The organism is Collinsella aerofaciens, from assembly GCF_015561195.1.
In the GTDB taxonomy this organism is placed as follows: Bacteria; Actinomycetota; Coriobacteriia; order Coriobacteriales; family Coriobacteriaceae; genus Collinsella; species Collinsella aerofaciens_AC.
Map to the genome: position 1 here is coordinate 72,495 of NZ_JADMSU010000007.1, position 14,486 is coordinate 86,980.

Here is a 14,486-nt window from a genome sequence, read left to right on the forward strand (position 1 = left end):
GACTACTTTTAATGGAATGGGAAGGAAAGACGGATGTCCAAGCCGCGTCGTCGTAAGCAGAAAAAGCAGGTCAAGCCCGAGATCAAGCTCAGGCAGTTTGCCTCCACCGAGCTTTCCGACCAGCTTGCCGCCCAACACTCCGCCGCCGACCTGCCGCGCTTTATGGTCGACACGGTCGCCGGCGCCTATGCGCCCGCCGATGCCGAGCTCATGATCGAGGGCTTCGGCGCCGCGGTCACACGCCCGGTCACACTGCGCGCCAACACGCTCAAGGCAACCGCCGAGGACATCGTTGCGGCGCTCGATGCCGCCGGCATCGCGCACCAAACCGTTACCTGGTATCCGGACGCCTTTATCCTGCCCGAGGCCCAGGTTTCCGACCTATGGGACCTCGACATCTACCGCGACGGCAAGATCTACCTACAGAGCCTGTCGTCCATGATGCCGCCTTTGGTGTTGGGCGCCCAGGCAGGCGAGGACATCCTGGACATGTGCGCAGCCCCTGGCGGCAAGACGACGCAGATCGCCGCCCTCACCCAGGGCCAGGCACACCTCACGGCCTGCGAGATGAGCATTCCCCGCGCCGAAAAGCTTGAGTCCAACCTCCACCGCCAAGGTGCCAAAAACGTACCCGTCATGCGCATCGACGCACGCGAGCTCGACGAGTTCTTCCGCTTTGACCGCATCCTGCTCGACGCTCCCTGCACCGGCACGGGCACCGTCATCAGCGGCAACGAGAAAAGTCTGCGCGGGCTCACCGAGCAGCTGCTTTGCAAGTGCGCCCGCTCGCAGCGCGCGCTTCTGGACCGCGCCATGGGTGCCCTCAAACCGGGCGGCACGCTCGTCTATTCGACTTGTTCGATCTTGCCGCAGGAAAACGAGGACGCCCTGCAAGAGGCCCTCGACAAGCACATGGACTGCGAGCTTATCCCCCTCGACGGCACACCGAGCGAAAGTGAAGCGCGTCGCGCCCAGGATGCCGGCGAGGAGCCGCATATCGAGTGCAACGCCCTCACCGAGGCCATCGCCGCCGGCCATGTCTCGGCCATCGCCAACGGTATGCCCGGCACGCTGACCATTCCGCCTAGCCGCGATTTTGAGGGCTTCTACATTGCCCTGATCCGAAAACGCAGCTAGCGCACGGATCAAAAACTCAACAAGCTATCTCTGTGCGCGTTTGCCCTGCTGGTCGCGATGCTGTTTAAGCATCGCGCGCTCCTTGCGATCGGCCCTTTTGCCCTTAATGGCCGTGACCACAAAGTAGATGACCGCGGCGGCAACGATTGCGCCCACGCACAGGCCAATCGAGCCAAACATTGCTGTCAATTCCATACCGCGTCACCTCTCTTTTAAACGGGACTTTCAAGATAGCACCTCGATCCTCGCCACCACAGCTCCTTCACGTTCTCCCGCCCTTCGGTCTAACGGATGGTGCGGCGGGGAAAAATCAACTCGTCAAACGATTTAGCATTCGCAATTCCGGCTGCATCGCGCCGGCCACCATCGCATAGAATCGAGCCTCCATGGATACCCTCAACGACCTAAACGAACGCGTCGACGCCTTTGTCGGCACCAGCTCCTTCGACACGCCTGCCGCGGCAAACGACCAAGCTCCCATCGATGTACCCGCCGAGGTTCACGAGGACATCGTCGCCTCGGTCGATTTCTCCGAGGTCGAGCTCGCAGACGAGTTCACCGAGCCCCAGGTAGCCGTGACCCCCAACGGACTGCTCCCCATGGAGCCCCTGCCCATCGACGGACGTCTGCGCAAGGCTGCTCTTCGCATGCCCGACGAGATCGAGGAGGCCAGCGGCTTCACGCTCTTCGGCCGCCGCATCAAGTCGCTCATTTACACTACCGATGTCGCGGTTATCCGCAACTCCAACGCCGATGCCGTTTTTGCGGTCTACCCTTTCACGCCGCAGCCCGCCATTACGCAAGCGCTGCTGACCGTCGCCGAGTGCCCGGTCTTTGTAGGCGTGGGCGGCGGAACTACGACCGGTAAGCGCTCCGTGCAGATGGCAGCCGTCTCCGAGATGCAGGGCGCGGCGGGCTGCGTGGTCAACTCCCCCGCTACTGCCGAGATGGTCGAGCACATCACCAACATCGCCGACATCCCCGTCATCGCCACGGTCGTACGTTGCGACGACGATGCGCATGCCAAAGTGCGCGCCGGAGCCAAGATTCTCAACATCGCCGCCGGCAAAAACACGCCCCAGGTCCTGCGTGAACTGCGCGAGCACTATCCCAACCTGCCGCTCATCGCGCCGGGCGGCAAGACGCCCGAGAGCATCCGTGAGACCATCGCCGCCGGCGCCAACGCCATCATCTGGACGCCGCCTTCGGCACAGCAGCTACAGGCCGACATGATGCAGCGTTATCGCAAGATGAAGGAAGACGCCACACCTGTCATCTCGCGCGACGATGTGCCCATTATCGACCAGGTCGCCGCCGCCGAGGTCAGCCAAGTCGAGAACATGAATCCCGATGTGCCGATTCCCGACGAAGTCATCGAGCGCGTCGCTTCGATCCACGAGCGCGTCGAGGAGCATCGCGCCAACCGCGGCCTCAAGCCGTCACTGCACGGCTTTTTCTTCCGCGGAAAGAAACGCTAGCAAAACATCTTGGCCCGCCCCACAAACGTGAGGCGGGCCGTTTTCGTTTGAGCAATCATGCAGCGACGTGATGGGGCAAATTAATCCACGCGCTTGTCGCCCATAAAGAAGAGCGCCACCGTACCAGGTCCAGTATGCGAGCCAATCAGAGTACCGATGTCATTGATCTCAATCTTGCCTTTAAGCTGCGGAACCTGTTCCTCAATCAGCGCCGCGACCGCCTCGGCATCCTCGCGGCACGCCGACTGCGACATGATGCACTTACCCGAATAATCTGCACCGTCCTGTACGTGTGCCATCATGGTCTTAGCCATCTCGGAAATCGCGCGCTTCTTAGTGCGAATCTTCTCACGTGGCGACAGCTTACCTTCGCAATCGACCGTCATAAGCGGGCAAATCTTAAGCGCCGTGCCGATGATCGCGCTCGCGGCCGAAATGCAACCGCCGCGCAGGTAGCTCGACAGATCGGTCGAGAAGAACCAGTGGTGCAGGTTGAGCTTGTGCTCCTCGATCCAGGCAGCCGTCTCGTCGAGTGAAGCCCCACTATCGCGCACATCGGCGGCATATTCCAACAACAGGCCAAAGCCCGAAGACGCCGCCAGCGAATCGATGACGCGCACCTTGCCGCCCTCGGGATAGCGATCCGCAAGCATCTGCGCCGCGACGCAGGCCGATCCATACGTGCCCGAAATACCCGACGACAACGTCAGGTGCAGCACGTCTTTACCCTCGGCAACAAACGGCTCCCAAAACTCCTCGTACTCACCCACGCTCACCTGAGACGTCTTGGGCATGGCGCCCGCGGCAATCTGGGCAAAAAACTCGTCCGGCGTAATCGACTGATACAGATCGTCCGTATAGACAACATCGTCGATCTCGTAATGAAAACACACGACAGGGATATTGCGCGACGCAAAGAACTCACGGGTTCGATCGGCGGCGGATTCACAGGTCAGGACAAAATCACTCATATGAGGCTCCTTACTCATTGCTGCGCAAATTATTGCACAGTGAGCCTACATGCGGTACATATGTCCACTATTTACCAAATCGAACCAAAAATAGTGAACATCTTTACCACCATCGTCTCCACCGACCCGACGCATAAATATCTGAGAAAACACCCTCTGTCGTCTCCACCCGACCAACACATCTACCTTCACTAAATCGATTTACCAAACCGTTCAGCCGACAATTCAGCCGCTGGCGCAAAATCGAAACAAAAGCGGCGCATACTGGTAAACGTTTGACGCTGTTTATCAGTTTTACCAGCCCCATCGGAAGGTGTTTCATGGTCGCATTCGATCGCAACCCGCAAGACTTCAAGTATCTGCGCCTGCTGTCGAGACAGTTCCCCACCGAACAATCCGCGTTTACCGAGATCATCAATCTCTCGGCCATCCTCAACCTGCCCAAAGGCACCGAGCATTTTATGAGCGACGTGCATGGCGAGTACGAAGCCTTTATGCACATCCTCAACAACTGCTCGGGCGTCGTGCGCGAGCATGTCGACGAGATTTTTGGCGACACGCTCACCTTTGACGAAAAGGGCGAGCTGTGCACGCTCATCTACTACCCGCGCGAGAAGATCGAGCTGGTCCGCAGCCAGCGCGAGGACTCGCCCACCTGGTACAAGACGATGCTTGACCAGCTCATCATGGTCGCCCGCTCGCTTTCGAGCCGCTATACGCGCTCCAAGGTGCGTAAGGCCATCCCACGCGATTACGCCTACATCATCGACGAGCTGCTGCACACGCATCCGGACGAGAACAACTATCGCGTGCGCTATCATGAGCGCATCGTGGAGTCCATTCTGGAGACCGCCAGCGCCGACGACTTTATCGAGTCGCTCGCCTCGCTCATCAAGCGCTTGGCCGTCGACCACCTGCACCTGGTGGGCGACGTCTTCGACCGCGGCGGCGGCGCGGCCAAGATTATGGACCGCCTGCTCACCTACCATTCGCTCGACATCCAGTGGGGCAACCACGACCTGCTGTGGATGGGCGCTGCGGCCGGTGAGCCCGCCTGCATCGCCACGGTGCTGCGCAACAACCTACGCTACGACAACTACGAGATCCTGGAGAACGACTACGGCATCTCGCTGCGTGAGCTTGTCGCCTTCGCCGACGCCACCTACACCGCCGGTGAGTCCATCACCCCGCTGATCAAGGCCATCAACGTCCTGCTCTTTAAACTCGAAGGCCAGATTATCCAGCGCCACCCCGAGTTCGATATGACCGACCGCCTGCTACTCGACAAGATCGATCATGACACCGGCACGGTCACGCTCGCCGACGGCAGCGTGTGGCCGCTCACGACCAACGACTTCCCCACCGTCGATCCGGCGGACCCCTACACGCTCACGCCCCAAGAGCAGCACATCATCGACAAGCTCGTGTCCGAGTTTGTCACCGCCGATCACCTGCATCGCCATATCGATTTCCTCTATACCCACGGCTCCATGTACAAGGTCGCCAACGGCAACCTGCTGTTCCACGGCTGCGTGCCACTCAACGAAGACGGCACCTTTAGCAGCATGAACTGCCTGGGCACCTGGCACACTGGCCGCGATTATCTCGATTTTTGCGACCACATCGCCCGCCGCGCCTGGCGCGTGGGCGACCGCGACGCTCTCGACTGGATGTGGTACCTGTGGATCGGCTTTAACTCACCCGCCAGCGGACGCCTGGTGCGTACCTTCGAGCGCGCCTATATCGCCGATAAGAGCACCTGGGTCGAGCCGATGGACCCGTACTTTACGCTTACCAAGTCGCCCTCGGTCTGCGACGACATCATGCGCGAGTTTGGCGTCACGCCCATGGCATGTTCACCGACCGGCCACATCATCAACGGCCACACGCCCGTTAAAACCACCAAGGGCGAGCAGCCCATCCGCGCCAACGGTAAGCTGCTGGTCATCGATGGCGGCTTCTGCCGCGCCTACCATCCCAAGACGGGTATCGCCGGCTATACGCTTATCTCGAGCTCGCGCGGCTGCCGTCTCAAGTCGCACCGGGCCTTTACGACGGTTGCCGAGGCACTCACACGCAACGTGGACATCGAGAGCGAGACCAACCGTTTTGACCAAGCAGACCGCCGCCGCATGGTCAGCGATACCGATACGGGCGCCAAGATTCGCAGCCAAATCCAGGACCTGCGCCAGCTGCTCGATGCATATAGAAACGGTGCTATCGAGGAGCGCGCCTAGCACCACCCGTGGGGATTGGCTAAACTTGCTGAGTTTGTCATCCCCACGGCGCCCCGGCGCCACCATAAGGCAGGTACCATGCAAAAGCTCCTTGCGCAGATCATGAAGTTTGGCGTCGTCGGCGTCATTGCCACGGTCATCGACTTTGGCATTATGAATCTGCTCCACTACGGTCTGGGCCTCAACATCCTAATCGCCAACACCAGCGGCTTTATCATCTCACTCATCTTTAACTACCTCGCCAGCATGAAGTACGTGTTTGCGCACAAGGAGGGCATGAGCCGCCGCCGCGAGTTCATTATCTTTGTCGTGCTGTCCGTGATCGGCCTGGCACTCAACGACGGTATCGTGTTGACACTCAACGCCGGTCTGGGACTCGAGGCCAATATCGCCAAGATCTGCGCCACCGCGCTTGTCATGGTCTACAACTTTGTGACCCGAAAGATCTTCCTGGAAGGCGACGAGACCAAGTAACTCGCAACCTTACAGCCTTACGATGCCCACGGATGACGCGCGTCGAGCGCTGTGTTGTTCGTGGGCTTTGCTCGTTTACGGGCAAATTTTCAACGTTTGCGGATTAGCTCTTGAAAATTTGGCGAGTTCGTATAGTTCTTGGCAAAGACCTTACGTTTCCCTTGCAAAAGCTCTAAAGTATCCTCTGCTCGATTCATCAACGCATTGGATGTGATTACGTGCGCAAGGCACTGGCACAACCTCATACCAAGCAGTTCCTCAAGTTCGCTGTCGTGGGTCTTATCTCCTTTGGCATCGACTGGGGTATGCTCATTGCGCTTGTCGAGCTGTTTCACCTCGACTTTTTGATGAGCACCACGGTCTCGTTTACCACGTCCGTCGTGGTCAACTACTGGCTCAGCATGAAGTACGTGTTCGACCATCGCGAGGGCATGAGCCGCAAGCGCGAGTTCACGATCTTCACCATCCTGTCGGTGATCGGCCTGGGCCTCAACGACCTATACATGTTTGTGGGCGTCACGTTTTTGAGCATCGGCTACCAGGCCATGAAGGCCATCGCCACGTTCCTCGTCACCTGGTACAACTACTTCAGCCGCCGCTTCTTCCTCGAGGGCGCACGGTCGTAGTCAATTCACTATTTGCTTGAATGTATAACCGGTTGGAATTCCCATTCCAACCGGTTTTTTGTTTGCTGAGAGACCCGGCAGCCCAATCCCATTCGCATGAAAAACGGGCGGCCCGGATGTTTGTCCGAACCGCCCGTCTGGCGCGCTATGTCGAGGCCTCTAGCCTGTAACGTAATACCAGACCACGTTGTCGCCGTTGGAGAGAACGTAGTTGCTGCAGGCCGTCATGGGCGTTGTGCCGTTGACGGAGTACATCCAGCCGCTCGTACCGCCGTACTGTTTCTCGGCCAAACCACCAATCGCGGAGACATACGTGCCGTACGACGAGCCATGTGCGTTGACAGAAAGGCCCAGCGCGCACAGGGCATCGTAGACAGTAGCGCCTTCGTTAAAGGTAAAGGTGCCACCAGAAGACACAGGATTACCCACAGCGCTCGATGTGACCGAAACCGTCACTGTTACGTAGCTGGACTCCTGCGAGCCGCTCTGGCCGCCCGAGGAGGCGTTTCCACCATTAGAGGATGAGGCTCCATCGGACGACTGGCCACCGCCCGAAGAAGCACCGCCAGACGCATTGGAAGCATCACCGGCTCCCGTATTTTGGGCAGCGGATTTATCGCCAGACTTCTTGCCGTCCTGGTCCTCGGACTTCTTGTTATCCGAGTTCTTGTTCGATTCCTTGTTTGAAGACTCGGAATCGTCCTTGGACTTGGACTCATCAGAATGCTTGGACTCATCTTTTGCGTCATTCGATGACTTGGAATCCTTGGAACTGGCCTCGCCCGAAGTCGTAGTCGAGCCAGACGCCTTGGCGTCCTTGGTGACGACGCTCTCCCCCGTCACGGTCTGAATGATCCAGTCGATGGACCAGGCGCCGCTCTCGGAAGGATGGACGAAGCCCAGCGAGACGACGATTAGAATGGTGCACGCGGCAGTCAGGACGCCGAGGAGCGCCTTGCGACGAGGGGCGGACGCCGCCGAAGCGGCGCCCTGTTGCTTTGCATCGTCAAGCTGGATAAACGAGGAATCTGGTTGCTTGGGGTCAGCGTCCTTGGATTTATTGGACACAGCCCTCACCTACCGACGTTTGGTGAACACGAACACGCCGACGATGGCGAGACCGATGACGCCGGCGGCAACGCCAACAATGGCGAGTGGGTTGGTGCCAGTCTCCTGCTCGGAAGCACCAGAGGACTTCTTAGCAGTGGTCGTGGAAGCAGCGCCCGTATCGGACTTGGAATCGGACTTCTTGTCGGACTTGTTGTCCTTCTTGTCAGACTTCTTGTCAGACTTCTTCTCGTCCTTCTTATCGGACTTATCGGAGTCCTTCTTGTCGGACTTGTTGTCCTTGGTCTCGGTCTTGGTCGACACCGTCGTCTTGGTCGTCGGCTTATGACCCGGGGCGACAACGCCGCCAGCCTGCTGGCCCTTCGTGCCGGAGCCGGAACCCGTGCCAGTGCCGGCACCAGCACCAGAACCGTTGCCAGCGCCACCGTTACCACCATTAGTGCCAGAACCGCCATTACCGCCAGGGTTAACAGCATTCTTGGTCCACTTGGCATACAGCGTCAGATCGGCCGTCACCGGCGTACTGAAGTCATACGCCTGCGTGCAAGCCTCATCGGTATACCAACCGCCGAAAGTGTAGCCATCGCGCGTCGGATCGGCCGGCTTGACCAGCTTGCCGTCGGCCGTAGCCACAAACTTAGTGTCGCAAGCAGACCCGCCGTTGGAATTAAAGGCAACCGTCCAAGACTCAACAGCCCCGAGCTTGAACAGCGTGCCCGAATCATTGATGTAGTAGAGGTTGCCAGAAGCATCGGCAATGACCGGAGAGTCACAGTATTGGTAATGGCCAGCCGCATCATAAATCTGCGTCGCCTCTGCGTCGCCGAGCGTATAGCGATACACGCCACCACCAGCAGAGTAGTTGACGTAATCCTTGCTATCCGCGCTGTTAACGGTGAAGTACACATAGGTCTTGCCGCCCTGAACACTCACCAGCGGAGTAGCAGCAATACCGTTGAGGCCAGCCGGCAGCGCCTTGCCGTCGGCAGCAGCGACCATCGTGGTCTTACCCGTCTTCAGGTTATAGAGAACCAGAGCAGAGCCAGTAGCCGTCTGTCCGCCGACAATCAGATTGTCACCAGACACCGCAGGGGCGCTCAGATTATTCGTAAGGCCCAGATCAACCGTCTTCTGTTCACTCAGCACGCCCTTCGCCGAAAGCGAAATCACATGGAGCTTTCCATCGTGCGTCATCTGATAGAAGGTCGAACCATTGGACGGATCGGCAATGCAATCGGCATTTGCGACAGTGCCGAGCTTCATGGTCGAAACGACATCGCCCGTCGTCTTATCAATGCACTTAAGCGTGCCCGCGCTCGTAGGAACAATGGCGTACTTATCCGTCAGCGCAGCGCCAGTCCAATAATAGCCCTCGGAGGGGTCAATGTTCTGCCAAGAAACTTCGCCCGTGGCAATCTTGATACGCTTCAGGGAGCCGTTGCCGTAGGTCGCGTTGTAGTTCTCGTCATACGAAATATCGACCGTACCAACATAGACGTACTCGCCGTCCGAAACCACGGTGCAGGAGCTCTGCGTCAAATCCGTCAAACCAGGCGTCAGCCACTTGCAGATCAGCTTGTCTGCAGTAATCGCCTGGACCGCACCGCCGTTGAGCGGAACAATGATAAGGCCATTGGTATAGATCGGACGAGAGGTATAGCTCACCTTGGAGGCAAGCGGCGCAGAGGCAACCTTTTTGCCCGTGGACGAATCGATCTTAATGAGCTCGTTCTCGGTCGCGATGTACACAAAACCGTTAGCAATGACAGGCTCGCTGCAGTTGGCATACTGCTGGCCAGACTCGGCCTTCCAATCGAAGGCCCACTTAAGACCGGCGGCCTGCGCAGGCGTCTTGGCATCCGTTACGGTCGAACCGTTGCCACTGTTGCCGTAGCCGGCCCACTCGGCATCCCAATCAGGAGTCGTCGCACTCGGGTCCACGACAATCTTGTCGGGATCGGGCATGGCCGAATCGTCGGTGGTATAGGCAAGCGTAACCTTATCGCCGCTCTTGAGCGTAATCTGATTGGCGCAGAGTAAGGAGGGCTCTCCATTGATATACAGGTGCCAATATTTATTGGTCGCAGCATCCCAGACATACGGCTTATGATCGAACGGCGAAGTAATGGAATTCAGGAGCCAGTATGCACCGCTCTGGGAGGCGTTGTACTTAACGCCCTTCGCCTTCAGAACCGTCTCAATAAGGTCCTGGGCCGTAGAGCCTTCGGGCAAAGAAACATTGCTTGCCGAGCCCCAGCGAGTATTGTTGCCGTTGACATCGGGACCGATAACATCGACGGACCCAAGAACCTGACCGGGGAGGGCATCGGCGTCAGCACCATACATAAAGGTGACGGTATCGCCCTCTTGGAGCTTGTAGGCACCGGCGCCAACGTCGGCGAACTTGCCATTTACGTAGAAGTGCCAATAGCTTTTGGTCGCAGCGTCCCAGCCATAGGATTTACCATCGAACGGCGAAGTAATGCCGTTGAGGAACCAGCCGCAAGACGATTCGCTAGCATCGAGCTTAAGGCCGGTCTGCTCAAGGAGATCCTTGGCAGTAGAACCCGCCTTGAGACTCGTCTGGCCCGTCGAAGCCCAAACCTGCTGCTTGCCGTCCTTGCCCTTACCGAGGACCTGAACGGAAGCATGGACGGAATCAGAGGGCAACTGGTCGCCCCAGCCACCGTAGAACCACGTAACGGTATCGCCAGCATGAATGGTGACATTGTCTGCCGTGTAGTCGCTCGACTTGCCGTTGATGAACAGCTGCCAATAGGTCGAATAATCGAGCGGCGTACCCAGCTCAACGCCGTTGTACTTAAGGCTCAAAATGATGGAGCCCGCGGCAAAGGCGTCGATGCCATTCGCCTCGAGCGCGACCTTCGTAAGGTCAAGTGCGCTCGAGCCGGACGTCACCACATACTGCGCGTTATCGACCCAAGTCTGAGTCTTGCTCTGGGCATCGCGACCAATGACGGTCACATTTGCGGCAACCTGGTCCTTAACGACAGGGGACGCGCTACCAGCCGTATAGGCAAACTCAATCTTCTGCCCCTGGGTGAGCTTGACGCTGCTCGCGCCAACCGAGGAAGACGCGCCGTCGACGAACAGCTGCCAGTAGGCATAAGTCGCCGGATCGAAGGCAAGCGTGCGGCCATCGCTCGGGGATGTGATGCTTTTGAGGTAGAACCCGTATGCCGTGTTCGGATCGTAGTCCGCCTTGAAGCCCGTCTTCTCCTGCAGCTTAATGAAGGCATCCGCAGCCGTCGCGCCCTCGTCGAGCTTGAGCTGCGTAGGTGCCACCCAGGTCTGAGCCTTGCCGTCGGCATCGGTGCCGATAATCGAGAACGAGACTTCGACTTGCTTCTTGGCGACATCGCCGGTTTCCGTCGGGTTCTCTGCCTGGACGGCGGCCGCGGCGGCAGATCCTGCTTGGCCAGCGGATGCCGTCGAAGACTGCTCGCTCGCGGCAGGGTTCTCCCCCGTCACCGAGCCTTCGTCGCCAGCTGCCGCCCCTGTTGTGGCGGCACTAGCTGCGGGCGCGCTCCCAGAATCCGAAACCTCGGCCTTGCCCTGGTCGGCAGCACCATCCGCAGGCGCTGCACCCTCGTCCAGCGTCGTAGCCTGAGCCACAGCCTCAGCAATGCCCTCGGCACCCTCGGCCCACAGCTGAGCCGGCGTGGTGCCAAAGGCCATCGCGAAGGCCAGGAATGCCACCAGGCCGCGCTTGGCTACGCCGCGCGCAATCGCGCCACGGCGATGCAACGAGGTGCGCTCACGCTCGTCCTCAAACATATCCATTTGTCCCCCATTGTCTGTACTTGGAGCGTTGCCTTGATGCTGCCCCACGTCATCGCGCATGTTGCGCTCGAGTTCCCCCATCGGGGTCCCCCTTCCCTCCAGAGCCCTATGCACACCGGCGGCATACGCCGCCGCCGTATGCAAGATGGGAGGCGATCCGACTTAACCTTAACGACTCGGGCACGTCGTCCGATCTGCGACGCGAACATCCCGAGCCAAGAGGAATTACGGTTACTGGTACAGCCGGGGACTTGCACCCCGATTCTCCCAAACGCGCAGGAAAACCGCGCATTCGTGCGTCTCCGCACCACCATCTAGGCCATCGATTATTACCGTCGATATGGTAGCACGCAAAAGGGCCTCGCACGCAGGCGAAGCCCAAGGTAAAAGCTATTGTTTGCGATAGGAAAATGCGGTGACGGTCGCGGCCTCTAGTGCTTGCCGCCGTGACTGTTGAGCCAGATATTGCGGCCCAGCATAAGCGCCAGCACCAGTGCGCTGACGTAGCCCATAAAGCCAATGACCGGGATACCAAACACAACCGGCTCGATGCGCGCGTAGTACACCACCGACGAACCGATAAACAGGCCGGCGATAACGATAGCCATCGACATGCGGTCGATAATTCCGCCCAGCTGTCGCAGCGCCTTATCGCTGCTCATGATCTGTGTGTTCACCTTAAGCTGGCCGCGCGTGAGCATACGCGAAGCCAAGCCCAGATACTCGGCCGCCTCGAGCGAGCCTTTTGCCGCACGATAGCTGCTCGCGGCAAGATCGCGCCCCATATCGCGCACGCGCGCATAGGTGCTCTTCTCGTTTTTGATGTGCGTCTGGATGATCTGGATCATGTTGACGTTGGGCATGTACTCGGTCAACAGGCCCTCGAGCGTCACCATGCCGCGGGCGAACATCGTCACCACGCTCGGCAGCTCAACGTCGTTTTTGCGCGCCAGGTTTAACAGCGAGGTCAAAAACTCGCCGATATCCAAGTCCTTCAGGTCAAGGCCCGCAAAGTCAGCCACGATAAAGTCCAAATCGGACAAAAAGGCCGAATGATCGAGCTCGGCCGAATCGCCACGCGTCACGGCAAAGCGCATGAGCGAATCCTTGAGCTTTGGCACGTCGCCCTCGGCCACGGCGAAAATCATGTCCTTTACGATACCGCGATCGTGGCTCGACATGCGTCCGACCATGCCCAAGTCGATAAAGTAGACGATGCCGTCCTTGAGAATAATGTTTCCCGCATGCGGGTCGGCATGGAAAAAGCCGTCATCGAGCACCTGCGTCGAGTAATCCTCGACGATTGCGGCACCGATCTTTTCCAAGTCATAGCCCTCGGCCACCAAGCACTCAGGATCGGCGATCGAAATGCCGTCGATGTAGTCCATGACCACAACGTGCTCGGTGCACAGATCCAGATAGGATTTAGGACACGTCACGCCATGAACGCTCTTATGGAACTCGTAGAAGTCGTTGAGGTTTTTGGCCTCGGCCAAAAAGTTGGTCTCCTCGCGAAACGAGGTCCACAGCTCCTCGACTACGCCGTGCAGGTCAACGAATTGATCGGTGTTGACGAACTTGGAAACGATACGCACCACCGAGCGGATGATATCGATGTCCTGTGCCATAACCTGCTGCGCACCGGGGCGCTGCACCTTGACGGCCACGTCCTCGCCCGTCACCAGACGAGCGCGGTGCACCTGCGCGAGCGACGCGCTACCAAGCGGATTGGGGTCGATCGCATCGAACATCTCCCCCAGGCGCAGGCCGTATTCTTCTTCCAGACAACTGAGTACGACCTCGTACGGCACCGGCTCCACGTCGGAGCGCAGACGACGCAGCTCGTCGCAAAAGCGTTGCGGCAAAATCTCGGACCGGTTGGCCAGAATCTGCCCCATCTTGACGAACATGGGGCCGAGTTCCTCGAGCAGGCGGCGCAAACGAACCGGCGTGAGGTTATCCCACACGCGGTACTTTTTGACCAAGCGAACAATTTGCCCAATGCGTTCGCGACGACCCGCCGGCGTGAGCTGGTATTCCTCATCCGGCGCCATCGCTTCGGGCTCCTCGGGCACCATATCGACAGCGCGCGGCTTCTTGCGAGCGCCCGAGACGGCGGCGTCGACCTCATCGACAACCGCCGCCTCGTCACCCAAGGGATCTAGATTGTTGTATTCGGTGGTGGAATCTGCCATCTGCGCTGCTACTCGGCCTCTTCGGTATCCTTCGCATCGTCGGGCTCAACGGACTCGACGGGCACCGAGGTCACGTTGTCCTCGACCGAATCGACGATGTCGCGCACATGGGCCAGGAAGGCCGTGCGCTCGGGGGCGGTCATGACGCGGACGCGAGCCAAAATGAGCTCGTCGAGCACGCGCTGGGCCGCGGTCTCGCCCTGCATGCCCAAGCGCTCGGTCAGATCGGAGATGGTGCCACCGGCCTGTTCGAACATGTCGGACACACTGCGGGCGATATCGGGAGCACCTGCGTCCTTGCGCACCTGCTCGCCCTTGGTATTGAGGTCGTCGAGAACCTTCTTGCCGCCCTCGACGGCAACAGCGGCGGCGCCGAAGCCCACGTTGATGGCGCCGTTAACAAGCTGATCGAGTTTCATAACCATGGTTGTCTCCAATCACAAACAACTGCATTGGCGTTCTTGTACCCAAGATTGAGTGAAAGCGACAAAGCGTT

At 58.9% G+C, this 14,486-nt stretch carries 11 protein-coding genes; 5 read left to right on the top strand and 6 right to left on the bottom strand.

The genetic code is table 11. The features are described 5' to 3' along the window. The first annotated feature begins 33 nt into the window (after positions 1-33). The gene (locus I2H81_RS07730; RefSeq protein ID WP_195645148.1) at positions 34-1,137 is read left to right on the top strand and encodes an RsmB/NOP family class I SAM-dependent RNA methyltransferase; all 1,104 of its coding nucleotides are present in this window, start codon (positions 34-36) and stop codon (positions 1,135-1,137) included. Positions 1,138-1,161: 24 nt separating this feature from the next. Here I2H81_RS07730 and I2H81_RS07735 read toward each other — a convergent pair whose 3' ends face one another. After that, positions 1,162-1,332: a hypothetical protein gene (locus I2H81_RS07735; RefSeq protein WP_195645149.1), complete on the bottom strand. Its 171-nt coding sequence runs from the start codon at positions 1,330-1,332 to the stop codon at positions 1,162-1,164. 191 nt (positions 1,333-1,523) lie between these two features. Between I2H81_RS07735 and I2H81_RS07740 the strand changes: the two genes are divergently transcribed. Further along, on the top strand, positions 1,524-2,615 hold the full coding sequence (locus I2H81_RS07740) for a beta/alpha barrel domain-containing protein (RefSeq protein ID WP_148332085.1): 1,092 nt from the start codon (positions 1,524-1,526) through the stop codon (positions 2,613-2,615). Between the two features lie 80 nt (positions 2,616-2,695). Here the strand turns inward: I2H81_RS07740 and I2H81_RS07745 are convergent, their stop codons facing one another. Further along, the gene (locus I2H81_RS07745; protein WP_195645150.1) at positions 2,696-3,586 is read right to left on the bottom strand and encodes a DegV family protein; all 891 of its coding nucleotides are present in this window, start codon (positions 3,584-3,586) and stop codon (positions 2,696-2,698) included. Between the two features lie 320 nt (positions 3,587-3,906). On the opposite strand from I2H81_RS07745, the gene I2H81_RS07750 reads away from it, so the two are divergent. The 3 genes from I2H81_RS07750 (at position 3,907) to I2H81_RS07760 (ending at position 6,923) form a co-directional block, all read left to right on the top strand. Beyond that, complete coding sequence (locus I2H81_RS07750; protein WP_195645151.1) at positions 3,907-5,823, top strand: fructose-1,6-bisphosphatase; 1,917 nt, start codon at positions 3,907-3,909, stop codon at positions 5,821-5,823. A 78-nt stretch (positions 5,824-5,901) separates the two neighbouring features. Beyond that, positions 5,902-6,297 carry a GtrA family protein gene (locus I2H81_RS07755; RefSeq protein ID WP_006235398.1) on the top strand — a complete coding sequence of 132 codons (396 nt, stop codon included), beginning with the start codon at positions 5,902-5,904 and terminating at the stop codon, positions 6,295-6,297. Between the two features lie 218 nt (positions 6,298-6,515). Next, positions 6,516-6,923, top strand: a complete 408-nt coding sequence (locus tag I2H81_RS07760) for a GtrA family protein (protein ID WP_055250894.1) — start codon at positions 6,516-6,518, stop codon at positions 6,921-6,923. A 159-nt stretch (positions 6,924-7,082) separates the two neighbouring features. Here the strand turns inward: I2H81_RS07760 and I2H81_RS07765 are convergent, their stop codons facing one another. From I2H81_RS07765 to I2H81_RS07780, 4 genes are all read right to left on the bottom strand, one after another. Further along, complete coding sequence (locus I2H81_RS07765) at positions 7,083-7,991, bottom strand: DUF4430 domain-containing protein (protein WP_271817489.1); 909 nt, start codon at positions 7,989-7,991, stop codon at positions 7,083-7,085. Positions 7,992-8,000: 9 nt separating this feature from the next. Further along, entirely contained in the window at positions 8,001-11,795 is a 3,795-nt protein-coding gene (locus tag I2H81_RS07770) for a DUF4430 domain-containing protein (protein ID WP_195645152.1), read from the bottom strand. Between the two features lie 431 nt (positions 11,796-12,226). After that, on the bottom strand, positions 12,227-13,990 hold the full coding sequence (locus tag I2H81_RS07775; protein WP_195645153.1) for an ABC1 kinase family protein: 1,764 nt from the start codon (positions 13,988-13,990) through the stop codon (positions 12,227-12,229). A gap of 8 nt (positions 13,991-13,998) precedes the next feature. Continuing rightward, on the bottom strand, positions 13,999-14,415 hold the full coding sequence (locus I2H81_RS07780; RefSeq protein ID WP_118206541.1) for a hypothetical protein: 417 nt from the start codon (positions 14,413-14,415) through the stop codon (positions 13,999-14,001). Positions 14,416-14,486 lie beyond the last annotated feature (71 nt).